22 protein-coding genes and 2 pseudogenes are annotated in these 22,773 nt (G+C 53.9%); 23 read left to right on the top strand and 1 reads right to left on the bottom strand.

Translation table 11 applies throughout. The features are described 5' to 3' along the window. Nucleotides 1-3: 3 nt before the first annotated feature. The 21 genes and pseudogenes from CAFE_RS19300 (at nucleotide 4) to CAFE_RS19200 (ending at nucleotide 17,639) form a co-directional block, all read left to right on the top strand. On the top strand, nucleotides 4-276 hold the full coding sequence (locus CAFE_RS19300) for a DUF5720 family protein (RefSeq protein ID WP_156991493.1): 273 nt from the start codon (nucleotides 4-6) through the stop codon (nucleotides 274-276). 66 nt (nucleotides 277-342) lie between these two features. Further along, nucleotides 343-1,218, top strand: coding sequence for a DUF6017 domain-containing protein (locus tag CAFE_RS19295; protein WP_156991492.1), 876 nt, complete (start codon nucleotides 343-345; stop codon nucleotides 1,216-1,218). Nucleotides 1,219-1,264: 46 nt separating this feature from the next. Then, the gene (locus tag CAFE_RS19290; RefSeq protein WP_154468194.1) at nucleotides 1,265-1,627 is read left to right on the top strand and encodes a DUF7768 domain-containing protein; all 363 of its coding nucleotides are present in this window, start codon (nucleotides 1,265-1,267) and stop codon (nucleotides 1,625-1,627) included. Beyond that, on the top strand, nucleotides 1,620-1,925 hold the full coding sequence (locus CAFE_RS19285) for a DUF5720 family protein (protein ID WP_156991491.1): 306 nt from the start codon (nucleotides 1,620-1,622) through the stop codon (nucleotides 1,923-1,925). The genes CAFE_RS19290 and CAFE_RS19285 overlap by 8 nt, the downstream gene beginning before the upstream one ends. 100 nt (nucleotides 1,926-2,025) lie before the next feature. Continuing rightward, nucleotides 2,026-2,508 carry a PcfB family protein gene (locus tag CAFE_RS19280; protein ID WP_057572693.1) on the top strand — a complete coding sequence of 161 codons (483 nt, stop codon included), beginning with the start codon at nucleotides 2,026-2,028 and terminating at the stop codon, nucleotides 2,506-2,508. Further along, on the top strand, nucleotides 2,505-4,298 hold the full coding sequence (locus CAFE_RS19275; RefSeq protein WP_156991490.1) for a VirD4-like conjugal transfer protein, CD1115 family: 1,794 nt from the start codon (nucleotides 2,505-2,507) through the stop codon (nucleotides 4,296-4,298). Before CAFE_RS19280 ends, CAFE_RS19275 begins: the two co-directional genes overlap by 4 nt. A gap of 67 nt (nucleotides 4,299-4,365) precedes the next feature. After that, nucleotides 4,366-4,581, top strand: coding sequence for a Maff2 family mobile element protein (locus CAFE_RS19270; protein WP_021633195.1), 216 nt, complete (start codon nucleotides 4,366-4,368; stop codon nucleotides 4,579-4,581). A gap of 51 nt (nucleotides 4,582-4,632) precedes the next feature. Next, the gene (locus CAFE_RS19265; protein ID WP_156991489.1) at nucleotides 4,633-4,881 is read left to right on the top strand and encodes a Maff2 family mobile element protein; all 249 of its coding nucleotides are present in this window, start codon (nucleotides 4,633-4,635) and stop codon (nucleotides 4,879-4,881) included. A 123-nt stretch (nucleotides 4,882-5,004) separates the two neighbouring features. Beyond that, nucleotides 5,005-5,814, top strand: a complete 810-nt coding sequence (locus CAFE_RS19260; RefSeq protein WP_413814451.1) for a VirB6/TrbL-like conjugal transfer protein, CD1112 family — start codon at nucleotides 5,005-5,007, stop codon at nucleotides 5,812-5,814. A 23-nt stretch (nucleotides 5,815-5,837) separates the two neighbouring features. Beyond that, entirely contained in the window at nucleotides 5,838-6,281 is a 444-nt protein-coding gene (locus CAFE_RS19255) for a PrgI family protein (protein ID WP_156991487.1), read from the top strand. Beyond that, nucleotides 6,190-8,589 (top strand): VirB4-like conjugal transfer ATPase, CD1110 family, encoded by a 2,400-nt coding sequence (locus CAFE_RS19250; RefSeq protein WP_156991486.1) that lies wholly within the window; start codon nucleotides 6,190-6,192, stop codon nucleotides 8,587-8,589. Before CAFE_RS19255 ends, CAFE_RS19250 begins: the two co-directional genes overlap by 92 nt. A gap of 4 nt (nucleotides 8,590-8,593) precedes the next feature. Continuing rightward, entirely contained in the window at nucleotides 8,594-8,932 is a 339-nt protein-coding gene (locus CAFE_RS19245; RefSeq protein ID WP_057572687.1) for a DUF3851 family protein, read from the top strand. Beyond that, the gene (locus CAFE_RS19240; RefSeq protein ID WP_233452887.1) at nucleotides 8,913-10,637 is read left to right on the top strand and encodes a C40 family peptidase; all 1,725 of its coding nucleotides are present in this window, start codon (nucleotides 8,913-8,915) and stop codon (nucleotides 10,635-10,637) included. Before CAFE_RS19245 ends, CAFE_RS19240 begins: the two co-directional genes overlap by 20 nt. 15 nt (nucleotides 10,638-10,652) lie before the next feature. Next, nucleotides 10,653-10,901: a DUF4315 family protein gene (locus CAFE_RS19235; RefSeq protein ID WP_156991483.1), complete on the top strand. Its 249-nt coding sequence runs from the start codon at nucleotides 10,653-10,655 to the stop codon at nucleotides 10,899-10,901. Further along, nucleotides 10,888-11,645, top strand: a pseudogene (locus tag CAFE_RS20750) (DUF4366 domain-containing protein). The gene CAFE_RS19235 and the pseudogene CAFE_RS20750 overlap by 14 nt, the downstream one beginning before the upstream one ends. Next, nucleotides 11,642-11,839: a hypothetical protein gene (locus CAFE_RS19225; RefSeq protein ID WP_156991482.1), complete on the top strand. Its 198-nt coding sequence runs from the start codon at nucleotides 11,642-11,644 to the stop codon at nucleotides 11,837-11,839. The pseudogene CAFE_RS20750 and the gene CAFE_RS19225 overlap by 4 nt, the downstream one beginning before the upstream one ends. Beyond that, a complete protein-coding gene (locus tag CAFE_RS19220; RefSeq protein WP_156991481.1) occupies nucleotides 11,836-13,938 on the top strand; it encodes a DNA topoisomerase 3 in 2,103 nt (700 codons plus the stop codon). Before CAFE_RS19225 ends, CAFE_RS19220 begins: the two co-directional genes overlap by 4 nt. Nucleotides 13,939-13,944: 6 nt before the next feature. Beyond that, nucleotides 13,945-14,220: an immunoglobulin gene (locus CAFE_RS19215; protein ID WP_156991480.1), complete on the top strand. Its 276-nt coding sequence runs from the start codon at nucleotides 13,945-13,947 to the stop codon at nucleotides 14,218-14,220. A gap of 61 nt (nucleotides 14,221-14,281) precedes the next feature. After that, nucleotides 14,282-15,118, top strand: coding sequence for a hypothetical protein (locus CAFE_RS19210; protein ID WP_156991479.1), 837 nt, complete (start codon nucleotides 14,282-14,284; stop codon nucleotides 15,116-15,118). An 87-nt stretch (nucleotides 15,119-15,205) separates the two neighbouring features. Next, nucleotides 15,206-17,401 (top strand): YodL domain-containing protein, encoded by a 2,196-nt coding sequence (locus CAFE_RS19205; protein ID WP_156991478.1) that lies wholly within the window; start codon nucleotides 15,206-15,208, stop codon nucleotides 17,399-17,401. A gap of 1 nt (nucleotide 17,402) precedes the next feature. Continuing rightward, nucleotides 17,403-17,639 (top strand): transposon-transfer assisting family protein, encoded by a 237-nt coding sequence (locus tag CAFE_RS19200; RefSeq protein WP_156991477.1) that lies wholly within the window; start codon nucleotides 17,403-17,405, stop codon nucleotides 17,637-17,639. A gap of 448 nt (nucleotides 17,640-18,087) precedes the next feature. Here the strand turns inward: CAFE_RS19200 and CAFE_RS20245 are convergent, their stop codons facing one another. Further along, entirely contained in the window at nucleotides 18,088-18,249 is a 162-nt protein-coding gene (locus CAFE_RS20245) for a hypothetical protein (RefSeq protein WP_166525192.1), read from the bottom strand. Nucleotides 18,250-18,391: 142 nt separating this feature from the next. Here CAFE_RS20245 and CAFE_RS20240 point away from each other — a divergent pair, with 142 nt between their 5' ends. Continuing rightward, complete coding sequence (locus CAFE_RS20240) at nucleotides 18,392-18,748, top strand: TnpV protein (protein WP_166525191.1); 357 nt, start codon at nucleotides 18,392-18,394, stop codon at nucleotides 18,746-18,748. A 361-nt stretch (nucleotides 18,749-19,109) separates the two neighbouring features. Further along, nucleotides 19,110-22,646 (top strand): annotated as a pseudogene (locus CAFE_RS19195) (SNF2-related protein); the annotation flags it as partial. Between the last annotated feature and the right edge of the window lie 127 nt (nucleotides 22,647-22,773).

Below are 22,773 nucleotides of genomic sequence, written 5' to 3'. Positions count from 1 at the left end.
TGTATGAGTGATATTCCCATTCGGGAGATGAAAGGCCATGACATTCTGGCCGTGGAACGGTTCCGGGACAGCACCTGCCGGATGATTGAGTTTGTTGTCCGCAAGCAGGGCAACCCTTACGGCAGCCCCGGTGATGAAATGCGCCTGTTTCTGAGCGAGGCAGGCTATCGGAGGGCGTTAGAGAGCCAGAACCGCAGAGAAATCCGCATCAAGCGGACTGCCCACATCATTGAGGGCCATATCCTGTACGACAGGAAAAAGAGCAAGAAACACTGATTTGTCGCAGTTTGAAGTGACTGCGGCTTTTTTCATGCCAACCGGCGCAAGGAAGGAGTGAAGTCAATGGCTGTTTTTCGCGTCCAACGCACACGCGATTACACCGTAATGTCCAATTATCACTTGAGAGATCAGAACCTGACCCTGAAAGCCAAGGGCCTATTGTCTATGATGCTGTCTCTCCCGGATGAATGGAACTACACCACGCGGGGGCTGGCCGCCATCTGCAAAGAGGGCGTGGATGCTATCGGTTCTGCCCTGAAAGAGCTGGAAAACAACGGCTACATCGTCCGGCATCAGCTGCGTGGTGCCAATGGCAGGATCAGCGATACGGAGTACATCATTTACGAGCAGCCCCACAAAGCTGAAACCCCGGATACGGATTCACCAGATACGGAAAACCCGGATATGGTTTCCCCGGATATGGACACGCCATATCTGGAAAAGCCCGCAGAATTAAATATAGAAGAATTAAATACCCAAAAATCAATTACAGATGGATCAAATATCGATTCGATTCCTTTCCGTGGGTATGCGGCGGGAAGCCCGCCGGAACCGAAACGAAAGGAAGCGATGCCCATGAGCGAAATGGAAAGCTATCGGGAATTGATTTTGGAAAACATCGAGTACGACATTCTGCGGAAAGATGCAGGACCGTATGTGGAAGATCTGGACGAAATCGTTGAGATCATGGTAGAGACGGTCTGCGCCAAGCGAAAGTTCACACGGGTAGCTGGCAGCGACTTCTCCCATGAAGTCGTGAAGTCCCGGCTTCTGAAACTGAACTGCGATCACGTCCGCTTTGTGATGGACTGCATGAGGCAGAACACCACCAAAATCCGAAACATCAAGCAATACCTGCTGGCGGCGCTGTTCAATGCACCCACCACCATCGGGAACTATTACACGGCGCTGGTAAACCACGATATGTACGGCGGCTGATGGCCGCCTATTTTTATGCCCGGACATCCGGGAGAAAGGATATGCCATGAAGCGACCTTTGGCTTACATCACTGCCCCATGGGGCAGCAACGAATTTGAGAACACTGAAACCGCCGCCCGTTACTGCCGGGCCGTTTATGATGCCGGTTTTTCGCCGGTCTGTCCGCTTCTGTTCCTGCCTCTGTTTCTCAACGATGCCATCCCGCAGGAGCATAAGGACAGCATCGACATTGCCCGCGATTTTCTCCGGCGTGCTCATGTGCTGGTAGTCTGCGGCGATACCGTAGACGAGGCCATGAAAAATGATATTGCCATTGCGGAGCGGCTCCGGATCACCGCTACCACTCTGGACGGCCTGCTCACCGTCAAGGGCCAGGGACGGGAGAAAGGAGGAAATCAGCATGGGTAAAACCATTGGCGAGCTGATGGAGGAAATGCGTATCAAGGCCGGAGCGCAAAATTACAAGGGCCATGACTACCTGGATTTGGCCCGGTTCGATGAGAACACCCGCCACATGATTATCTTTGATGTGCTGACCCACGATTCGCCGGTTGGTTTCAAGGGAGACAGGATGAGGCTGTTTCTCGCTGACGCCGGTTATCAGAAAGCGTTGGAGAACCAGGAACGCGGGAATATCAAAATTCTGTCCCACGCCAGGGTCATTCGCGGAGATCTGTTCTATGACCGCAAAGACCAGGTACGGTAACGGAGGCTCCATAATGCTGAAATATCTGCTCCGGCGGTTGGTGGTGCCGCCTTAGTGAAAGTCGCCTCCCTGCAAATCTGACGGAAAGGAGTGATGAGAAATGCAGGAAGAAGTTGAAAACAGGACGCTCACTCTGGGCATCAATGCGACAAAGTTTTCCGGCCGGGTGTTAAAGGCTGCCCTGTGCAAGTACCTGGCTTACCGCAAGGAAAAGAAATTGCAGGCCAGCCGGGACAGTCCTGACGTAAAGTCCTTCGGCAAGGTCAGCATGGAGGAGTTGCAGCAGGAGCATGGCGATATGCGCCAGCTCGATGTGCAGGACAAGAGCCTACGGGATTTTGACCGTATTGCCAGAGAACACGGCGTCCGCTATACCGTCTTTGAGACGGAAAAGGGCCATTTTCAGATTTTCTTCAAGGCTCCCAACGAGGCAAATATGAATGCCGCCTTTGAGAAGTACGCAGCCACGAAGCTCAAAAAAGCGGAGCGGCGCGAATCTGTGCTGGGCAAGCTGGAGAAATTCAAGGCTCTGGTGAAAAACGCCGTGGTGGACCGAACCAAGCGAAAGGAGCTGGAACGATGAAACAGATCAACATCAAGAAGCTCCTGCTGCTGAACCTGCCCTATCTGCTGATTGGCCTCTTTGCCACCAAGCTGGGACAGGCATGGCGGCTGGCCGCCGGTGTGGATGCTTCCACGAAGCTGCTGCATCTGCCGGAGGGCTTCGCCGCCGCATTTCAGTCCTTCTTACCCAGCTTTCACCCGCAGGATTTGCTCATCGGCCTGCTCTGCGGTGCAGCCCTGTGGCTGGCAGTCTATGTGAAAGGCAAGAACGCCAAGAAATACCGCAAGGACATTGAGTACGGTTCCGCCCGCTGGGGGACGGCAGAGGACATCAAGCCCTTTGTCGATCCGGTGTTTGAAAACAACATCATACTCACACAGACGGAAAGCCTGATGATGAGCAACCGGCCAAAGAATCCCAAGTACGCCCGGAATAAGAATGTGCTGATCATCGGCGGTTCCGGTTCCGGCAAAACCCGCTTCTGGCTCAAGCCCAACCTGATGCAATGCACCTCCAAGTCGTATCCCACCAGCTTTGTGGTCACAGACCCCAAGGGCAGTATCGTGGTCGAGTGCGGAAAGCTCCTGCAGCGCAACGGCTACCGCATCAAGATCATGAACACCATCAATTTCAAGAAGTCCATGCACTACAACCCCTTCTCCTATATTCACAGCGAAAAGGACATCTTGAAGCTGGTCACGACCCTGATTGCCAACACCAAAGGTGAAGGCAAGGGCGGGGACGATTTCTGGCTCAAAGCGGAGACGCTGCTTTACACGGCGCTGATCGGCTACATCCATTATGAGGCCCCGGAGGAGGAGCAGAACTTTTCCACCCTGATTGAGTTCCTGAACGCGATGGAGACACGGGAGGACGATGAGGATTTTCAGAACCCCGTTGACCTGATGTTTGAGGATTTGGAAAAGCGTAAGCCCAACCATTTTGCGGTACGCCAGTACAAAAAATACAAGCTGGCTGCCGGAAAAACAGCCAAGTCGATTCTGATTAGCTGCGGTGCGCGTCTGGCCCCCTTTGACATTCAGGAGCTGCGGGAGCTGACCGCTTATGATGAGTTGGAGCTGGACACCTTGGGCGACCGGAAAACGGCTCTGTTCTTCATTATGAGCGATACCGATGACACCTTTAACTTTTTGATCTCTATGGCCTACACCCAGCTTTTCAATCTGCTGTGTGAAAAGGCCGATGATGTGTATGGAGGCCGTCTGCCGGTTCATGTGCGTTGCCTCATTGATGAGGCGGCCAACATCGGGCAGATTCCCCGTCTGGAAAAGCTGGTGGCAACGATCCGCTCCCGCGAAATTTCGTGTTGTCTGGTCCTTCAGGCACAGTCTCAGCTCAAAGCCTTGTATAAGGACAACTGTGACACCATCATCGGCAACATGGATGCCCGTATCTTCCTGGGCGGCTCGGAGCCTACGACATTAAAGGAACTGAGTGCCGCACTGGGCAAGGAAACCATTGATATGTATAACACCAGCGTCACCAAGGGTACGCAGGAAAGCCACGGGCAGAACTTTCAGAAGCTGGGCAAGGAGCTGGCTTCCGTGGATGAGCTGGCCGTTCTGGACGGCAGTAAGTGCATCCTCCAGCTTCGCGGTGTGCGGCCGTTTTTGTCGGACAAGTACGACATTACCAAGCACCCGAACTACAAATACCTATCCGATTTTGATAAGAAAAACGCCTTCAACATAGAGCGTTTTCTTTCCACCAGGCTTAAACCGAAGCCGGGCGAACGGTTTGAAGCCTTTGATATTACCCTGCCCGATGGGGAGGCTGCCCCCGCTTAACGCAGCCTGATCTTGGAACGAGGAAAGCGTGCCTTCCAAACAATAAAATATTTGGAGGTACTTTATTATGGCATTTTTCAATTCTGCAGTTGGTGTTCTTCAGACCCTCGTTGTGGCGCTCGGTGCCGGTCTCGGCATCTGGGGTGCGATCAATCTTCTGGAGGGCTATGGCAATGACAATCCCGGTGCAAAGAGTCAGGGCATGAAGCAGCTCATGGCAGGCGGCGGCGTGGCTCTCATCGGCATCACCCTGGTTCCCCTGCTGTCCGGCCTGTTCGGTTAATCCCGAACCCCTGCAACCCGTTCACCAACCATTCACTGTAAGGAGGCTTTTATGAAACCGAACGATCTTTCCAAGCCGGAATATACGGTACAGGAAATCATGCAAATCCTTGTCATTTCCATTGGCGCTGGCCTGGGTATCTGGGGTGCTATCACCTTGTTGGAGGGCTACGAAAACGAGGACGAAAGCCTGAAGCGGCGCGGCCTGGATATGGTGCTGGCTGGCGGCAATATTGCGGCGCTGGCACCGGAATGTCTTTGGATTGAACTTCCGGCCCCGGACGGTTCGGACAATCATTGAGCCTCAAGAAATCCTCTGCCCCTTCCGCTTCATGCGGGAGGGGCAAGAAAGGAGGTCAAGCGTTTGGATTTCTTATGGGATTCCATCACAGAATGGCTCAAAGAACTGCTGGTCAGCGGCATTATGAGCAACCTGTCCGGGATGTTCGACCATGTAAACCAAAAGGTTGGGGAAATCTCCACCCAGGTGGGAACCACTCCGCAGGTATGGAACAGCGGCGTGTTTTCGATGGTGCAGAACCTTTCGGAAACAGTCATTGTCCCGATTGCCGGTGCCATCCTGGCCTTTGTGATGACGCTGGAGCTGATCCAGTTGATTACGGACAAAAACAATCTCCACGATGTGGATACCTGGATGTTCTTCAAGTGGATTTTCAAGACGGCCTGCGCCATTCTCATCGTCACCAACACCTGGAATATTGTCATGGGCGTATTTGATGTGGCTCAGAGCGTGGTCAATAACGCAGCGGGCGTCATCATCTCGGATGCCTCCATTGATATTTCCAGTGTGGTCACGGACATGGAGGCTCGATTGATGGAGATGGATTTGGGGCCGCTGTTCGGTCTCTGGTTCCAGAGCCTTTTTGTGGGCATTACCATGTGGGCGCTGACGATCTGTATTTTCATCATCGTGTATGGCCGTATGGTGGAGATCTATCTGGTGACTTCCGTGGCCCCGATCCCGATGGCGACCATGCTCAATCGGGAATGGGGACAGATGGGCCAGAATTATCTCCGCTCCCTGTTTGCCCTGGGCTTTCAGGCATTTCTCATTATCATCTGCGTGGGCATCTATGCCGTTCTGGTGCAGAACATCGCGCTGGAGAGCGACATCAGCGCGGCAATCTGGACCTGCATGGGTTATACGGTGCTGCTGTGCTTCACCCTCTTTAAGACCGGCAGCCTTGCCAAGAGCGTGTTTAATGCCCACTAACCCATGAAAGGAGGCTTTCCTCTATGGCCTATGTCAACGTGCCAAAGGATTTGAGCAAGGTAAAAACCAAGGTGATGTTCAACCTCACCAAGAGACAGCTCATCTGTTTCGGCAGCGGCGCACTGGTCGGCGTTCCGCTGTTTTTCCTGCTCAAATCTTATATCAGTACCAGCACCGCCTCGCTGTGTATGGTGCTTGTGATGCTGCCGTTCTTTCTGTTCGCCATGTATGAAAAGAACGGCCAGCCCTTTGAAAAAGTGATTCACAACTATGTGCAGGTGCGGTTCGTCCGCCCCAAGCACCGGCCTTATCAGACCGACAATTTCTATGCCGTGTTAGACCGGCAGTATCATTTGGACAAGGAGGTACAACGCATTGTCTGTAAAAACGACACAAAAAAGAAAGCTGACCCGCGCCGAGCGCCGGGAGATCGCGGCCGCCATCGAACGGGCGAAGCGGACGGATAAGAAACAGCAGTCGGTCCAGCAGTCCATTCCCTATGAGCGGATGTGGCCGGACGGTGTATGCCGCGTGATCGGCAATTTCTACACCAAGACCATCCAGTTTCAGGACATCAACTATCAGCTTTCTCAGAACGAGGACAAGAGCGCCATTTTTGATGCCTGGTGTGATTTCCTCAACTACTTTGACAGCTCCATCCGATTTCAGTTTTCGTTCCTGAACCTTACCGCCAGTATGGAGAGCTTTGAACAGAGCATTTTTATCCCGCCCCAGAATGATGCTTTTGATAGTATCCGGGCCGAGTATGCTGAAATGCTCCAGAATCAGCTTGCCAAGGGCAACAACGGCCTGACCAAGACCAAGTTTCTGACCTTTGGTATCGAGGCTGACAGCATCAAGACGGCAAAGCCCCGGCTGGAGCGCATCGAAAACGATATTCTCAACAACTTCAAGCGGCTGGGTGTATCTGCTGCCACCTTAAACGGACTGGAACGCCTGCGCCTGATGCACGACATCTTCCACATGGACGATCAGAGCCGGTTTCAGTTCTCCTGGGATTGGCTGGCAGCCAGCGGGCTGTCCACCAAGGACTTTATCGCACCCTCCTCCTTTGAGTTCAAGGAAGGGCGCACCTTCCGTATGGGCAAGAAGTTTGGTGCGGTGTCCTTCCTGCAAATCCTGGCACCGGAGCTGAATGACCGGATGCTGGCAGACTTTCTGGATATGGAGAGCAGCCTGATCGCCACAATGCACATTCAGTCTGTGGACCAGGTAGCTGCCATCAAGACAGTCAAGCGCAAGATCACCGATCTGGACAAGATGAAGATCGAGGAGCAGAAAAAAGCGGTTCGGGCCGGATACGATATGGACATCATTCCCTCCGACCTTGCCACCTACGGCACCGAGGCGAAGAATCTTCTGAAGGAGCTGCAAAGCCGCAACGAGCGAATGTTCCTGATGACGTTTCTGCTGGTGAATACCGCCGACACCAAGCAGCAGCTTGACAACAACGTGTTCCAGGCGTCCAGCATCGCGCAGAAGTACAACTGCCAGCTTGTGCGCCTGGACTACCTGCAGGAGGAGGGGCTGATGAGCAGCCTGCCGCTGGGCTTCAATCAGGTGGAGATTCAGCGCAGTCTTACCACCTCCAGCACCGCAATCTTTATCCCGTTTACCACCCAGGAGCTTTTCCAATCCGGCGGCGAGGCTCTGTATTACGGCCTGAACGCCCTGTCCAGCAACCTCATCATGGTGGACCGGAAAAAGCTCAAAAATCCTAACGGCCTGATTCTCGGTACGCCGGGCAGCGGCAAGTCCTTCTCCGCCAAGCGCGAGATCACCAATGCGTTCCTCATCACCGGGGACGATATTGCCATCTGTGACCCGGAGGGAGAGTACTTCCCGCTGGTGCAGCGGCTGGGCGGTCAGGTCATTCGTATTTCTCCGACCAGCTCCGACTACATCAACCCTATGGACATCAACTTAAACTATTCTGACGATGAAAACCCGCTTTCTCTGAAGGCGGATTTTATTTTGTCCTTGTGTGAGTTGGTGGTGGGCAGCCGGGACGGATTGCAGCCTGTGGAAAAAACCGTCATTGACCGTTGTGTGCGCCTGATTTATCAGCCGTACCTCAATGCCCCCTGCCCGGAGAACATCCCAATTCTGGGTGATCTATATGAGGCTCTTTTGAAGCAGGACGAGAAAGAAGCCCACCACATTGCCACCGCGCTGGAAATCTATGTGTCCGGCTCCCTCAACGTGTTTAACCACCGCACGAATGTGGATGTCAACAATCGCATCGTCTGCTACGACATCAAGGAGCTGGGCAAGCAGTTAAAAAAACTGGGGATGCTCATTGTCCAGGATCAGGTATGGGGCCGCGTCACCGCCAATCGCGCCGCAGGCAAGTCCACCCGATACTACATGGACGAGTTCCATTTGCTGCTTAAAGAGGAACAGACTGCCGCATACAGTGTGGAGATTTGGAAGCGGTTCAGAAAGTGGGGCGGTATTCCAACCGGCATCACCCAGAATGTCAAGGACCTGCTTTCCTCCCGTGAGGTAGAGAACATCTTTGAGAACAGCGACTTTGTGTATATGCTCAACCAGGCTGGCGGTGACCGGCAGATTCTGGCCAAGCAGCTCAATATCAGCCCCCATCAGCTCTCCTATGTGACCCATTCCGGCGAGGGTGAGGGGCTTTTGTTTTACGGAAATGTCATTCTGCCGTTCATTGACCGGTTCCCGAAGGATACCGAGCTGTACGCCGTAATGACCACCAAACCCAATGAAATCAAAAAGGAGGCGTAAATTTATGGATACTTCTATCTTCAAACAGGACGCACTGGCAAAGAAAAAAGTGTCGGTGCTGGCAGATACCACACTGGCTCTGTCCACCTTTGTTCAGGCCCAGCGCGTGGGCGCAAGGCTCAATGAGCGCGGTCTGGCCGGTATTCTGCGTCTGGCCGAGCTGCAATCCCAGCTTGTCCCGGATTGGGACAAGGACCACTTCGACGGAAAGGCACTGTTCATTCTCTGCTCCCTTCTGACGGAGCTGATGCTGAATGTGTCCAGCGTTCCCGGCGATCTGGCTGTCTATGGCGAACTGGAGTCCATGCTGGAAGAAATCGCAGATGGTGAGTGGTTTGAGTAAGCAGAACAATCCCCGTCTCCAGTTTACCGACGCCGAGCGTGAGGATTCCCGGCTGAAAGAACATATCCGCAAGGCAGATAAGGCCGCTGACAAAGCGGAGGAGGCGCGGGCCAAAATTCCCAAGAAAAAGAAGAAAGTCAAAAAGCGCACTGTTGACCCGGCCACCGGGAAGAAAACGGTGCGCCTTCGTTTTGAGGAAGTGGATCAGCCTGCACCGGCCTCCAAACTGGCCCATGCTGTCACAACGGCTCCCGGTCAGGCGATTGCCGTTCAGATGCACCGAAAAATCGGAGAGACCGAGGAGGACAATGTGGGCGTGGAAAGCGCCCACCGTCTGGAGGAAACTGCCGAGGGCGGCGCACATCTGGCCGCTTCTGCCCACCGCTCCCAAAAGCTGCGGCCCTACCGGGCTGCGGCAAGGGCGGAGAAAAAGCTGGAAAAGGCCACTGTCAATGCCTTGTATCAGAAAACCATGCAGGACAATCCGTCCAGCTTCAGCAACCCCCTTTCCCGTTGGCAGCAAAAGCAGGCTATCAAAAAGCAGTATGCCGCCGCCAAGCGCACCGGACAGACTGCCGGTACTGCGGCAAAGGCTGCGGACAATACGGCCAAGGCCGCTAAAAAGACTGCCGAGGAGACGAAAAAGGCAGGCAGCTTTGTCTGGCGGCACCGGCGCGGATTCGGCATTGCCATCGCGCTGTTTCTCATTCTGTGTTTTTTCCTGAACAGCCTTTCCTCCTGTTCGGTTCTGCTGGAGGGTGGAATGTCCGGCCTCGCCGGTTCCACCTATCCCTCCCGTGATGAGGATATGCTGGGTGCGGAGGCTGCTTACGCACAGATGGAGGCTGACCTTCAGTATGAGATCGACCATTATGAGAGCCTGCACAGCGGATATGACGAGTATCACTATGACCTGGATGAGATCAAGCACGACCCCTATGTGCTGATTTCCATTCTCACCGCCTACCATCAGGGAGAATGGACGCTTTCTGAGGTACAGGGAACGCTTGCCATGCTCTTTGACCGTCAGTACACGCTCACTGAGAATGTGGTGGTGGAAACCCGCTACCGCACCGAAACCTCCACGGACCCGGAAACCGGAGAAGAAACCAGCGAAGAAGTCCCTTATGATTATTACATCTGCTATGTAACCCTGGAAAACTTCGACCTGTCCCATCTGCCGGTCTATATCATGGGCGAGGAACAGGTCAGTATGTATGCCGTGTATATGGCGACCCTGGGCAACCGGCCGGACCTGTTCGCAGGCAATCCCAATGCCTCCACCAGAGAGGACTATCTGGATTACGATGTGCCGCCGGAGGCGCTGGAAGATGAAGTCTTTGCCGCCATGCTGAAGGAAGCAGAAAAATACCTGGGCTACCCCTATGTGTGGGGCGGTTCCACCCCCAGCACTTCCTTTGACTGCTCCGGCTTTGTAAGCTGGGTCATCAACCACTCCGGCTGGAATGTGGGCAGGCTGGGCGCACAGGGGCTTTGCGACATCTGTACCCCGGTGTCCTCCGCCAACGCGCGTCCCGGTGATCTGATTTTCTTCAAGGGGACCTATGACACGCCGGGCGTCAGCCATGTGGGTATCTATGTGGGCGATGGGATGATGATCCACTGCGGAAATCCCATCTCTTACGCCAGCATCAATACATCGTACTGGCAGCAACACTTTTACACCTTTGGCCGTTTGCCGTAAAGGAGGGATTTTACCATGAACGCCAAGATCAACAAGCTCCGCAGTGAGCTGGATAAAAACAAGAACAAAATCTCCGAGCTTCAGAGCCGCAACCGGGAAATTGAGCGGCAGATTACAGAGCTGGAGAACAACGACATTCTGGAGCTGATTCACGCGCACAGCCTGGATATTACCCAGCTTGCCGTGCTGATCCAGACCATGAAAACCGACCCCGCCGCTGTCATGCGGGGAGAAATGGAGGAATCTGACCATGAAGAAATCTAAGCTGCGCTTCCTGACCTGTCTGGCTGTATGTGTTCTCTGCATGAGCGCCTTTTCTGTCACGGCATTTGCGGGCGGCGGCCCGGAATTTGAGGAAACGGAACCCATCGAAACGGTGTCGGAGCCGAAATCCGGCGAACCGCTGTCTGAGGAAACGGACATCGTGACTCGTGACCTGCTTTATGACAAGGCCACCAATAAGCAGTTCATCACCATTGAGGACCGGGACGGCAATATCTTCTATCTGGTGATCGACTATGATGCGCCGGTAAATGAGGACGAGGAACAGTTCAAGACCTATTTCCTGAATCCGGTGGATACGGACGATTTGTCGGCGCTGGCCGAGGAAGAAGAAACAGCGCCCGTGGTCTGCACCTGCTCAGAAAAATGTGTGGCAGGCGCAGTCAATACGAACGCCCCGTCTGTGCCACCAATATGACCGAGTGCGCCGGTAAGGAAACCAAGCCTGCTGAACCGGAGCCGGAACCCACTACGGAACCGGAGCCAGAACCGGAAAAGAGCAATTCGGCTGCCGGTCTGCTGGTACTGCTGCTGATTGCAGCCCTGGGTGGCGGCGGTGCCTTTGCCTACATCAAGTTCATCAAAAACAAGCCGAAAACCAAGACATCCCCCGATTTGGATGATTATGACTTTGAGGACGAGAATGACGAGGAAGATGCGGAAATGCCGGAGGATGAGCTGGACGAGGAAGATGATGAGGACGGCACGGGAAGTGAGGGTAAATGACCTACTTCACCAACAGTCCCTTTGAACGCATGATGCAGCAGAAGCCGATGGGCGGGCGGGAAACCTGCCTTTCGGCGCTGCCGAAAAGTCACCGCTGCTATGGCTGCTCCAGCTATGGACGGGCTTGTTTCGGCCTGTGTCATCGTGACCTTATCATCAAGCCCAAACCCAAGGAAGGAGGAACCACGAAATGAAGCTGGTCATTGCGGAAAAGCCCTCTGTGGCAAAATCCATCGCTGCAGTTCTCGGCGCGAATAGCCGGAAGGACGGTTATCTGGAGGGCAACGGTTTTCTTGTCTCCTGGTGCGTGGGCCATCTGGTGGAATTGGCCGATGCCTCCGCCTACGGAGAAAACTACGCCAAATGGGCGCTGGCCGACCTGCCGATTCTGCCGGAGCATTGGGCCTACACCATTCTCCCGGACAGCAGAAAACAGTTTGATACCCTGAAAAAGCTCATGGAACGGCCGGATGTGGCCTCTCTGGTCTGCGCCACTGATGCCGGGCGCGAAGGTGAGCTGATCTTCCGCCTGGTCTATGAACAGGCGAATTGTAAAAAGCCGGTGGAACGTCTCTGGATTTCTTCAATGGAGGATAGTGCCATTCGGGACGGTTTTGCCCACTTGAAACCCTCGGTGGACTATGACCGGCTTTATGAGGCGGCCCTGTGTCGGGTGCAGGCAGACTGGCTGGTGGGCATCAACGCCACCCGGCTTTTTTCCATCCTTTATCACCGCACCCTGAACATTGGACGAGTGATGACCCCGACCCTTGCGCTGATCGTCCAGCGGGAAGCGGCCATTGACGCTTTCAAGCCGACCCCGTTTTATACAGTGACAGTGGCGTTCTCTGATTTCACAGTTGCATCGGAGCGGATCACGGACAAGCCCCAGGCAGAGGCCCTTCAAGCAGCCTGCCTCACGGCAGCTCATGCCACGGTCAAATCCGTGGAGCGCAAAGAAAAGGCAGAAAAGCCGCCTGCCCTCTATGATTTGACAACCCTCCAGCGAGAGGCCAACCGGCTGTTGGGATTCACCGCCCAGCAGACGCTGGACTATTTGCAGAGCCTCTATGAAAAGAAACTGGCAACCTACCCTCGTACCGACAGCCGGTATCTGACTTCGGACATGGCCGGAAGCCTGCCGCTGCTGGTCAATACCACCGCCAAAGCCATGCCGTTTGCGGAGAAGCTGACCATTCGCTGTAATCCCGCCCAGGTCATTGACGATTCCAAGGTCAGCGACCATCACGCAATCATTCCCACACAGAGTATTCGGGAAACGGACCTCTCGGCCCTGCCTGCCGGGGAGCTGGCCCTTTTACAGCTCATTTGCGCCCAGCTGCTGTGTGCTGTGGGCCAGCCCTATGCCTATGCAGAAACTTCTGTTGTGGTAGAGTGTGCCGGTCAGGAGTTTAAGGCTAAAGGTCGTGTTATCTTAAATCCCGGATGGCGGGAACTGGGTGGGCGTTACAAAGACACTCTGAAAAACAAGCCGGAGCCGGAAAAGGAGGCCTGGGCTTTGCCGATTCTTTCTGAAGGCGACAACCTCTCTGTGGTAACTGCCGCCGTGAAAGAGGGAAAGACTTCTCCGCCGGCCCATTTTACGGAGGATACGCTGCTTTCTGCGATGGAGACTGCCGGTGCCGGAGAAATGCCGGAGGATGCGGAGCGAAAAGGACTGGGAACCCCGGCCACCCGTGCCGGGATTCTGGAAAAGCTCATCAAGGTGGGCTTTGTAGAGCGAAAAAAGGTCAAAAAGGCTACCCATCTGATGCCTACCCATGAGGGCGTGGCCCTGATCACGGTACTGCCGGACCAGATACAGTCACCCTCCATGACTGCCGAATGGGAGCATCGCCTGAAAGAGATCGAACGTGGCGGTGCGGAGCCTGATGCGTTTCTTTCCGAGATCGCGGCTATGCTCACAGAATTAACCGGCCGCTATGAGGCGGTAAAAGATGCTGCTGCACTGTTTCCCAGCGATAAAGAGAGTCTGGGTAAATGTCCCCGCTGCGGGGCCTCCGTGGTGGAGATCAGCAAGGGATTCGTCTGTGAAAACCGGGACTGCGGCTTTGCTATCTGGAAAGAAAACAAGTTTTTCACGGCCAAGAAAAAGAAGCCGACCAAGGCGCTGGTGACGGAGTTGCTGTCCACCGGACGGGCAAGGCTCACCGGCTGCTACTCTGAAAAAACCGGAAAGACCTATGACGCTACGGTGGTGCTGGATGATACCGGTGGTAAATATGTGGGGTTCAAGCTGGAGTTTGACGTAGCCAGTCCGAAGCGGAGGTAACAGCCTATGAAGCTATCCAAATACGAGAAGGAAACCATTATTCTCTATAACCAGGCAGAGCCGACTGCCAGCGTTTATACCCAAGACCCCAAGCTGCTGGTGAAGCTGGCCCGACTGTCTGAGAAATATCCGCAGCAGATCCAGCCGGACGGCCCGAACCGCTATGTTGTCCCCAAGGGCTGTGTGCTAGTCCGGGAGCCGTACAGCGAAGAACGCCGCAAAGCAGCTAGTGCGCGTGCTAAAATGGCTGGATATGCACCGCCAAGAAACTTCAAAAAATAAAAAACATTCTATCTGATTATGACAATTTATGCTATAATATGCCATGAATGGAGGGGTGCTTGTGAGTCAACAAGAAAATAAAGATAATGAGTCAGGTTGCGGTAAAAAATACACGGTTAAGGATATCGTGAAAATTATTATATCCGTCACAATTGCGCTTGTTTCTATCATTTTTACCGTTCTCATCTGTTTTTCAATTTATCGTACAGGCTTTACTGTAGATAGCATACTCTCAACGTTACTTGCGTTTTTTTCAATTTTTATCTCTATCTTTTTCTACTTTAAGGCAGATGAGACAAGCAGCAAGTTCTATGACAGTTCATATGATTTTATGAAAGATCAGTCTGTTCTACTGGGACGAATTGAAGAACGCTTTGGTGAAAAATTTGAAAATCTTTTTTCTCGTATAGATCATTTAGATTCTGGACAGGCAGAAAAAGAGACTGAACTTCATGGGAAAACAGATGAAATTTCTAATATTATAGAAAATTTAATTAAAACTCTTGACGCGCACGAGAAGTCAGGGCAAACGGAAGAGTTGTTAGAGGAGCTGCGAAAATATCATTCTGAATTGACTGAGAAAAGTTTGGAGTATAATCTCCTTGTCGAAAACCTTCAAGAAATGCGCCAAGAGGCACAAGAAACATCGCACTATATTAAAGCAATCCAGACGTTATTGCCCAACAGTTTCTCAGATCAAATGTTAAGTTTCTTTGCAAACCTTGACGAAAGGGACATGGACTACTTATTAAGATGTGGTGGTCGCATTCAAAGTTCGCACAAAACATACCGCTTAGCCAGATCCTATGGGCTATGTGACGAAAAAGGGCGGATTTCTTCTGAATTACAAAAAGCTTTAGATAGCGTTCGATTTAATCATCAAAGATATTATTATTAATATAAGTTGTAAAACACTCAAAGGAGCAACCGGAAGCGGTTGCTCCTTTTTTGCCTAAAACTTGATTCAGGAAGGAGCTGACTAACTATGCCAGAGCAGAAAGTTACCAATAAAGAACGATTACGGGAAATCACCGAGGGCATTGAGCAGGGCATCAAAGACCTGTTTCAGAGCGACAAATATATGCAATACCTCCGCGTCATGTCCCGGTTCCACCATTACTCCGTCAACAACGTAATGCTCATTCATATGCAAAAACCGGACGCCACCCAGGTTGCCGGTTTCAACAAGTGGCGCGATCAGTTTGGCCGACATGTGAAACGCGGTGAAAAGGGTATCAAGATTATTGCGCCCACGCCCTATAAGAAAAAGGTGGAGGAAATCAAGCGCGACCCTGACACCAAGGCTCCGATTCTGGACAAGGACGGCAAGGCCATTGTGGAGGAAAAAGAAGTCCAGATACCCATGTTCAAGGTGGTATCTGTATTCGATGTGAGCCAGACCGAAGGAAAACCGCTGCCTCAGCTTGCCAGCGACCTGACCGGAGATGTGCAGCACTATGAGATTTTCATGGAGTCTCTGCGCCGTTCTTCCCCGGTTCCCATGGAATTGGAGCCGATGGCCGCCAATATGGACGGCTACTTTGATACGGAAAACCAGCGCATTGCCATCCGCACAGGTATGAGCCAGGTTCAGACAATCTCAGCTGCGATCCATGAGATCACCCATGCCAAGCTCCACAACCCGGAGAAAACAGAGGCTGTTCCATCATGGAAAGTAGTTATGGTGAGTGAGGGCGGCACTCGGCACGATTACAGCCAGGGCTTTGAAACGGAAGCCGCTGCGGAGGCTTTTGCGGCTGATGCCGGTTGGCGGTATGTGGATGAAAACCAGTTTGAATGGCGGCTTGAGGTTGAGGAAGATACCTCTGCGGTACAGGCTGCAATCAAAAGCCGAAATACCGAGGAAGTGGAGGCCGAAAGCGTCTCCTACGCTGTCTGCCAGTATTATGGAATCCAGACCGGTGAGAACAGCTTCGGCTATATTGCCTCCTGGAGTAAGGGCAAGGAACTGTCGGAACTCCGGGCCAGTCTGGAAAGCATCAATAAGACGGCCGATGGCCTGATTACGGACATTGATCGCCATTTTGCGGAGATTTGCAAAGAGTGCGGCGTTGACCTGACGGCGGAGGCTACCGAGCTGCAGCCTGCCAGCCAGCAGATGCAAAGCGAGGTGGTCCAGTGGGAGGACGATCATGTGCAGGATATTTCTGCATCCGTACAGACGGTTAAAGCTCCTGTTGAGCAGGAAACACTCTCCCCGGAAAGCCAGGTGCCGCCTGCCTCCATGCTGCCGGATGCACCGGAGCAGGCGCTGGACGAATATCCCATGCCGGATGAAGTCCTGCAAGCGGCCGATCTGGAAGCCTGCGGCTACATGGACGGCGATATGCTGCCACTCTCTAAAGAAAGAGCCTTGGAGCTGTACGATATGGATTTAACTGTCTATGCCATAGTGAGCGGGGGCAGCGCAGAAATGCTCTTTGACCAAGAGGAATTTGAAGCCCAGGCCCCCGGCACCGTTTTTGGCATTTCCCGCGAGGAATGGGAGCAAAGCCCCATGTTCCATGAAAAAATCATGGAGCGTCAGCAGCACCAGGAAGAACGGGAAGCCGCTTTCTTGGCCCACGCGGGAGATTGTTTCGCCATTTATCAGGTAAGCCGTGAGGACCCGAACAACGTGCGCTTTATGAATATGGACTGGATGCAGTCTCACGGTTTGGCCATTGAGCGCGGTAATTACGATCTGATCTATACCGGACAGCTGGCGGGAAAAGGAACTACCGAACAAAAGCTGGAAATGCTTTATGAGGCATTTAATCTCCATCATCCGGCAGACTATCACAGTCCCTCTCTCAGCGTCAGCGACATCGTTGCCGTCAAGCAAAACGGCGTGGTATCTTGTCACTACTGCGACAGCGTTGGATTTCAGGAGCTTCCCGACTTTCTGTCCCCAGATAATCCGCTAAAAAATGCCGAGATGTCTGTGGAGGACGATTACGGCATGATTGATGGTATCATCAATAACGGCCCCCGGCAGACCGTGGCCGAGCTGGAACAACAGGTCCATTCCGAGCAGCCTATTTCACTGATGGATTTGGCCGAGGCTGTCCACCGGGAGGAACGGGAAAAGAAAAAATCCGTGATGGAGCAGCTTCACAGCCAGCCGAAACAGGATCACAAAAAGACAGCGCCCAAAAAGAGCGCGGAAAGGGAGATTTGATATGGGAAACTTTACTTTTGACGAGATCAATCTGATGTGCATTTACAACACCGGTACGCGTCAGGGCCTGATGGACGCCTTAAAGGAGATGCGGGAATACCTGGAACCGGACGAAACGGAGCTGATGGCTATCACCGATTCCGCGCTGGAAAAGCTCTCGGCCATGACAGATGCGGACTTTGCGGCACTGGAGCTGTACCCGGACTTCGATGACAAGGAGGACGCGGATGCCGAATAAACTGCAAAGCTATACACAGATGGCCGAACAGGTAGCCGCCGGGCTGACCGGCAACTACCAGCGGTGGACGGCCTTTCTTACCACCGCCGCCCGGTTGTATAAGTACCCTTTCCCGGAGCAGATGATGATTTTCGCTCAGAGGCCCGATGCTACCGCCTGTGCGGAATATGACCTCTGGAACAATACAATGGGCCGATATGTGCAGCGCGGTTCCAAGGGAATTGCTCTCCTGGATGACAGCGGCGACCGACCGAAACTGCGCTATGTGTTTGATGTTTCCGATACCGGCGGGCGTGAAAACGCCCGTCAACTTTATCTCTGGCAGTACCGCCCGGAACATGAAGCCCCGGTGACGGAGGCGTTGGAAAAAGCCTATGATATTTCAGCAGAACACGGCCTTGCCGACCAACTGGAAAAGGTGGCTGCCCGGCTTGCCGATGAATATTGGTCAGAGAACCAGCGCGACATTTTCCACATCGTTGACGGTTCCTTTCTGGAGGAATATGATGATTTCAACATCGGAGTAGCCTTCCGAAGCGCCGCCACCGTCAGTATCACTTACGCGCTGATGTCCCGCTGCGGACTGGAGCCGGAAGCCTATTTCGAGCATGAGGATTTCCTGGGTATTTTCGATTTCAATACTCCCGCTGTGGTCACAGCTCTGGGTACAGCGGTCAGCCAGTCCAGCCAGGAAGTGCTACGGCAGATTGGCGCAACCATCAAGCACTACGAATATGAAAGGAGCCAGGCAAATGAGCGAACTGCATTATATCCAGAACGGGGATTATCAGATTCCCGCCCTGATCTTGGAGGAACAGCCCCCGCAGAAGCCCCTGGGCAAGTACGGCAGGATGCGGAAAACCTATCTGAAGGAACATCGGACGGCGCTTTACAACAACCTTCTTCTGACCGGAAAGCTGACAGCGCACCTGCAGGAGATCGACGAGGCAGCGAACGGCCGTCTGGAGCAGATGATCCCAGAACTGGCGAAAGCGGCGGGCGCGACGGAAGCCCTGAAAGCCAGAGACCCGATGCGGTGGGTGGGCCTGATGAACAACTGCAAGGCCCAGGCGGAGGAGATTATCCTGACGGAGCTTATCAACAACTGACATTAAACCAGTTCCTGTCTGAGCAGGAGCAAATCCAGAATATATCCAGCAAGCGGAGAGCCGACAGCCCTCCGCTTTTTCTATGCCCCAACCGGAGCCTTCAAAAACGGCCCCGGAACCGGCGCGGCCCGTGGATACCCAGGCCGCTATTGATGCAGCACTTCAGGAATGGAATGGCGACATTCAGAGCAAACACGCAGTAGTCCGCTACATGAAAGACCATGCCCGCGACAAAGGCACAGCGGCATGGCTGAAACAGGAATACGGCGATGATCTCCCGGCGTTCCCGGTTCCGGGGGCTGGCACAGATCTTTCCTGGCAGAAGGTACAGCGCCGGATTGCCCAGCTCATTAAGGAGGATCGGTTTTTCACAGAAGAAGAACAGGACCGCTTTGATAATATTGACCCTATTGCTATCCGGGAGGCCCTGGAACAGCGTGGTATTGTTGGTGGTCAGGTGGTTGACCCGGAAAAGCTGGACAACGACCCGTTTATCCGGCAAGTAATGAGCGATGTGGAGCGGATTGCCCAAGAGGAACAACCATCTGCCCCGGAGCAGCCGGATTTGTCCGGTCAGCCTGTGACCCGTGAAGGAGATACTATCACCATTGGGGACGGAGCAGCCACCCATGAGGTAGATGTTACTGTCACGGATGAAGAATGGCAGCGGATTCAGGAGGCTATCCCTGACACAACGCCCCCGGCTCGTGACCCGCTGGCCCCGGCCTATCAGGTGGGCGATACGGTCTATCCGGGGGAGAAAAATGGCCTGCCCTATGATATTGTGGTGGAACGGCTGCATATGGAGGAACCGGAGCCTACCCCGCCTGCCGCAGAAAATTTCCACATTACGGACGAGCATCTGGGCGAGGGTGGCCCGAAACAGAAATTCTGCGCCAATATCATGGCGATCCAGCTCTTGAAAAAATGCGAGGAAGAACACCGTCCGGCCACACCGGAGGAGCAAAAAATCCTATCCGGGTATGTTGGCTGGGGCGGCCTTGCGGATGCGTTTGACGATAGCAAGGCTTCCTGGGCAACGGAGTATCTTGAACTGAAAACCGTGCTGACACCGGCGGAATATGAAGCGGCCAGGGCCTCCACCCTGAACGCCCACTACACAAGCCCCACGGTTATTCGGGCGATCTATGAAGCAGTCGGCAACATGGGCTTTACTGCCGGGAACATTCTGGAACCGGCCTGCGGCGTCGGCAACTTCTTCGGGATGCTGCCGGAGGAAATGTCCGGCTCCCGGCTGTACGGCGTGGAGCTGGATTCCATCAGCGGACGCATTGCCAAGCAGCTCTATCCCAAAGCGGATATTACCGTGGCAGGCTTTGAGACCACGGACCGGCGTGACTTTTATGATCTGGCAATCGGCAACGTGCCGTTTGGCCAGTATCAGGTCAATGACCGGGCCTATAACAAGCTGGGATTCAGCATCCACAACTATTTCTTCGCCAAAGCGCTGGACCAGGTGCGGCCGGGCGGCGTGGTGGCCTTTGTCACCAGCCGGTACACCATGGACGCCAAAAGCCCGGAAGTACGGAAATACCTGGCCCAACGGGCGGATCTCCTGGGGGCAATCCGCCTGCCAAACAACGCTTTCCGCGCCAACGCCGGTACGGATGTAGTCTCCGATATTATCTTTTTACAAAAACGTGACCGGCCCATTGACATTGAACCGGACTGGGTACACCTGGGCCAGAACGAGGATGGCTTTGCCATCAACAGCTATTTTGTGGACCACCCGGAGATGATTCTGGGCAGGCAGACCTCCGAAAGCACTCAATATGGCAGGCAGGATTTTACCGTGGAACCGATTGAGGGCTTGCAACTCTCCGATCAACTCCACGATGCGGTCAAATCCATTCGCGGCACCTATCAGGAAGCGGAACTGCCTGACCTGGGGGACGGAGAAGCCATCGACACCTCCCTCCCGGCTGATCCCAACGTAAAGAATTATTCCTACACCGTGGTGGATGGTGAAGTATATTTTCGGGAGAACAGCCGCATGATGCGCCCGGATTTGAACGCCACCGCCGAGGCCCGCGTCAAAGGCATGGTTGCTCTGCGGGACTGTGTGCATCAGCTCATTGACCTGCAAATGGACGAATACACGCCGGACGCCGCCATCCGGGAAAAGCAAGCAGAGCTGAACCGGCTCTACGACAGCTTTTCCGCCAAATATGGGCTTATCAATGACCGTGGCAACCGGCTGGCCTTTTCGGACGATTCCTCCTACTATCTCCTGTGTGCATTGGAGGTGCTGGATGAGGACGGAAAGCTGGAGCGCAAGGCGGATATGTTCACCAAACGGACCATCAAGCCCCATAAGGCGGTGACTACGGTGGACACCGCCAGTGAAGCATTGGCTGTCTCTATTGCGGAAAAAGCCAGGGTGGATATGGAGTATATGTCCCAGCTGACCGGCAAATCCACCGAAGAAATTGCCACCGATCTGACCGGCGTTATTTTCAAGGACCCGGCCTATGGCAGCGACCCGCTTTCCGGCTGGCAGACCGCCGACGAATATCTGTCCGGCAACGTCCGGCAGAAGCTCCGGGCGGCACAGCGGGCAGCGGAACGGGATTCTGCCTTTACGGTCAACGTGGAAGCGCTGCAAGCGGCTCAGCCCAAGGACCTGGACGCATCGGAAATCGAGGTGCGGCTGGGCGCGACCTGGATTGATAAGGAATACATCCGGCAATTTATGTACGAATCCTTTGATACGCCCCGGTATCTACGCGGCTCCATTGATGTAAACTATGCTGCTTACACCGCCGAGTGGCGGATCACCGGCAAGACCCAGATACCCTACAATAACATCGCGGCCTACACCACTTATGGCACGGACCGGGCCAACGCTTACCGCATCCTGGAGGATTCTCTGAATCTCCGGGATGTTCGCATTTATGACACCATCGAGGACCCGGACGGCAAAGAGCGCCGGGTATTGAACGCCAAGGAGACCACCCTGGCCGCACAGAAGCAGCAAGCCATCCGGGAAGCCTTCAAGGACTGGATTTGGAGAGACCCGGAACGGCGGCAGGCCCTGGTGCGCCAGTACAACGAAGAAATGAACAGCACCCGGCCCCGCGAGTATGACGGAAGCCATATCGTGTTTTCCGGCATGAACCCCGAAATTACGCTGCGGGAGCATCAGAAAAGCGCCATTGCCCATGTGCTGTACGGCGGGAATACGCTGCTGGCCCATGAGGTAGGCGCAGGCAAGACCTTTGAGATGGTGGCCGCCGCCATGGAAAGCAAGCGGTTGGGCCTGTGCCAGAAATCCATCTTTGTGGTGCCGAACCACCTGACGGAACAGTGGGCTTCCGAGTTCTTGCGGCTGTACCCTTCGGCCAACATTCTTGTGACCACTAAAAAGGACTTTGAGACCCACCGGCGCAAGAAGTTCTGCGCCCGTATCGCCACCGGCGACTATGACGCGATCATCATCGGACACTCCCAATTTGAGCGTATCCCTATCAGCAAGGAGCGGCAGGAACGGCTGCTGCAGGAGCAGATTTGGGAAATCACCGAGGGCATTTCCGAGGTGGAAGCCAGCGGCGGCGAACAGTTTACTGTCAAGCAGCTGGAACGCACCAAGCGGGGTTTGGAAGCGCGGCTGGAGAAATTGCAGGCCGACCACAGAAAAGATGACGTTATCACCTTTGAGCAGTTGGGCGTGGACCGGATGTTTGTGGACGAAGCGCACAGTTATAAGAATTTGTTCCTCTACACAAAAATGCGGAATGTGGCCGGCCTTTCCACCACGGACGCGCAGAAATCCTCCGATATGTTTGCCAAGTGCCGCTATCTGGATGAAGTGACCGGAAGCCGTGGCGTGGTCTTTGCCACCGGCACCCCGGTCTCCAACAGTATGACCGAGCTTTACGTGCGCCCGTAAGGGTATATATCAAAAACCGCCTTTAGCAAGCGGCAGGTAAAATATCAGGAAAGGACGGTGAAATTACACCTGTCATCCCACAACTTATCCGGATGGGGAAACCCGATGGGGAGTG

The organism is Caproicibacter fermentans (assembly GCF_009746625.1).
Lineage (GTDB): Bacteria > Bacillota > Clostridia > Oscillospirales > Acutalibacteraceae > Caproicibacter > Caproicibacter fermentans.
This window is presented reverse-complemented; position numbering and strand designations above follow the sequence as displayed.

Excerpts from the sequence above, each read along its gene's own strand:
- CAFE_RS19220 (WP_156991481.1), top strand. The coding sequence starts at position 11,836 with ATGAAGCTGGTCATTGCGGAAAAGCCCTCTGTGGCAAAATCCATCGCT.
- CAFE_RS19240 (WP_233452887.1), top strand. The coding sequence starts at position 8,913 with ATGGTGAGTGGTTTGAGTAAGCAGAACAATCCCCGTCTCCAGTTTACC.
- CAFE_RS19260 (WP_413814451.1), top strand. The coding sequence starts at position 5,005 with ATGAGCAACCTGTCCGGGATGTTCGACCATGTAAACCAAAAGGTTGGG.
- CAFE_RS19215 (WP_156991480.1), top strand. The coding sequence starts at position 13,945 with ATGAAGCTATCCAAATACGAGAAGGAAACCATTATTCTCTATAACCAG.
- CAFE_RS20240 (WP_166525191.1), top strand. The coding sequence starts at position 18,392 with ATGAGCGAACTGCATTATATCCAGAACGGGGATTATCAGATTCCCGCC.
- CAFE_RS19205 (WP_156991478.1), top strand. The coding sequence starts at position 15,206 with ATGCCAGAGCAGAAAGTTACCAATAAAGAACGATTACGGGAAATCACC.
- CAFE_RS19280 (WP_057572693.1), top strand. The coding sequence starts at position 2,026 with ATGCAGGAAGAAGTTGAAAACAGGACGCTCACTCTGGGCATCAATGCG.
- CAFE_RS19235 (WP_156991483.1), top strand. The coding sequence starts at position 10,653 with ATGAACGCCAAGATCAACAAGCTCCGCAGTGAGCTGGATAAAAACAAG.
- CAFE_RS19275 (WP_156991490.1), top strand. The coding sequence starts at position 2,505 with ATGAAACAGATCAACATCAAGAAGCTCCTGCTGCTGAACCTGCCCTAT.
- CAFE_RS20245 (WP_166525192.1), bottom strand. The coding sequence starts at position 18,249 with ATGCTCGAAATAGGCTTCCGGCTCCAGTCCGCAGCGGGACATCAGCGC.
- CAFE_RS19255 (WP_156991487.1), top strand. The coding sequence starts at position 5,838 with ATGGCCTATGTCAACGTGCCAAAGGATTTGAGCAAGGTAAAAACCAAG.
- CAFE_RS19200 (WP_156991477.1), top strand. The coding sequence starts at position 17,403 with ATGGGAAACTTTACTTTTGACGAGATCAATCTGATGTGCATTTACAAC.
- CAFE_RS19265 (WP_156991489.1), top strand. The coding sequence starts at position 4,633 with ATGAAACCGAACGATCTTTCCAAGCCGGAATATACGGTACAGGAAATC.
- CAFE_RS19225 (WP_156991482.1), top strand. The coding sequence starts at position 11,642 with ATGACCTACTTCACCAACAGTCCCTTTGAACGCATGATGCAGCAGAAG.
- CAFE_RS19300 (WP_156991493.1), top strand. The coding sequence starts at position 4 with ATGAGTGATATTCCCATTCGGGAGATGAAAGGCCATGACATTCTGGCC.
- CAFE_RS19290 (WP_154468194.1), top strand. The coding sequence starts at position 1,265 with ATGAAGCGACCTTTGGCTTACATCACTGCCCCATGGGGCAGCAACGAA.
- CAFE_RS19285 (WP_156991491.1), top strand. The coding sequence starts at position 1,620 with ATGGGTAAAACCATTGGCGAGCTGATGGAGGAAATGCGTATCAAGGCC.
- CAFE_RS19245 (WP_057572687.1), top strand. The coding sequence starts at position 8,594 with ATGGATACTTCTATCTTCAAACAGGACGCACTGGCAAAGAAAAAAGTG.
- CAFE_RS19295 (WP_156991492.1), top strand. The coding sequence starts at position 343 with ATGGCTGTTTTTCGCGTCCAACGCACACGCGATTACACCGTAATGTCC.
- CAFE_RS19270 (WP_021633195.1), top strand. The coding sequence starts at position 4,366 with ATGGCATTTTTCAATTCTGCAGTTGGTGTTCTTCAGACCCTCGTTGTG.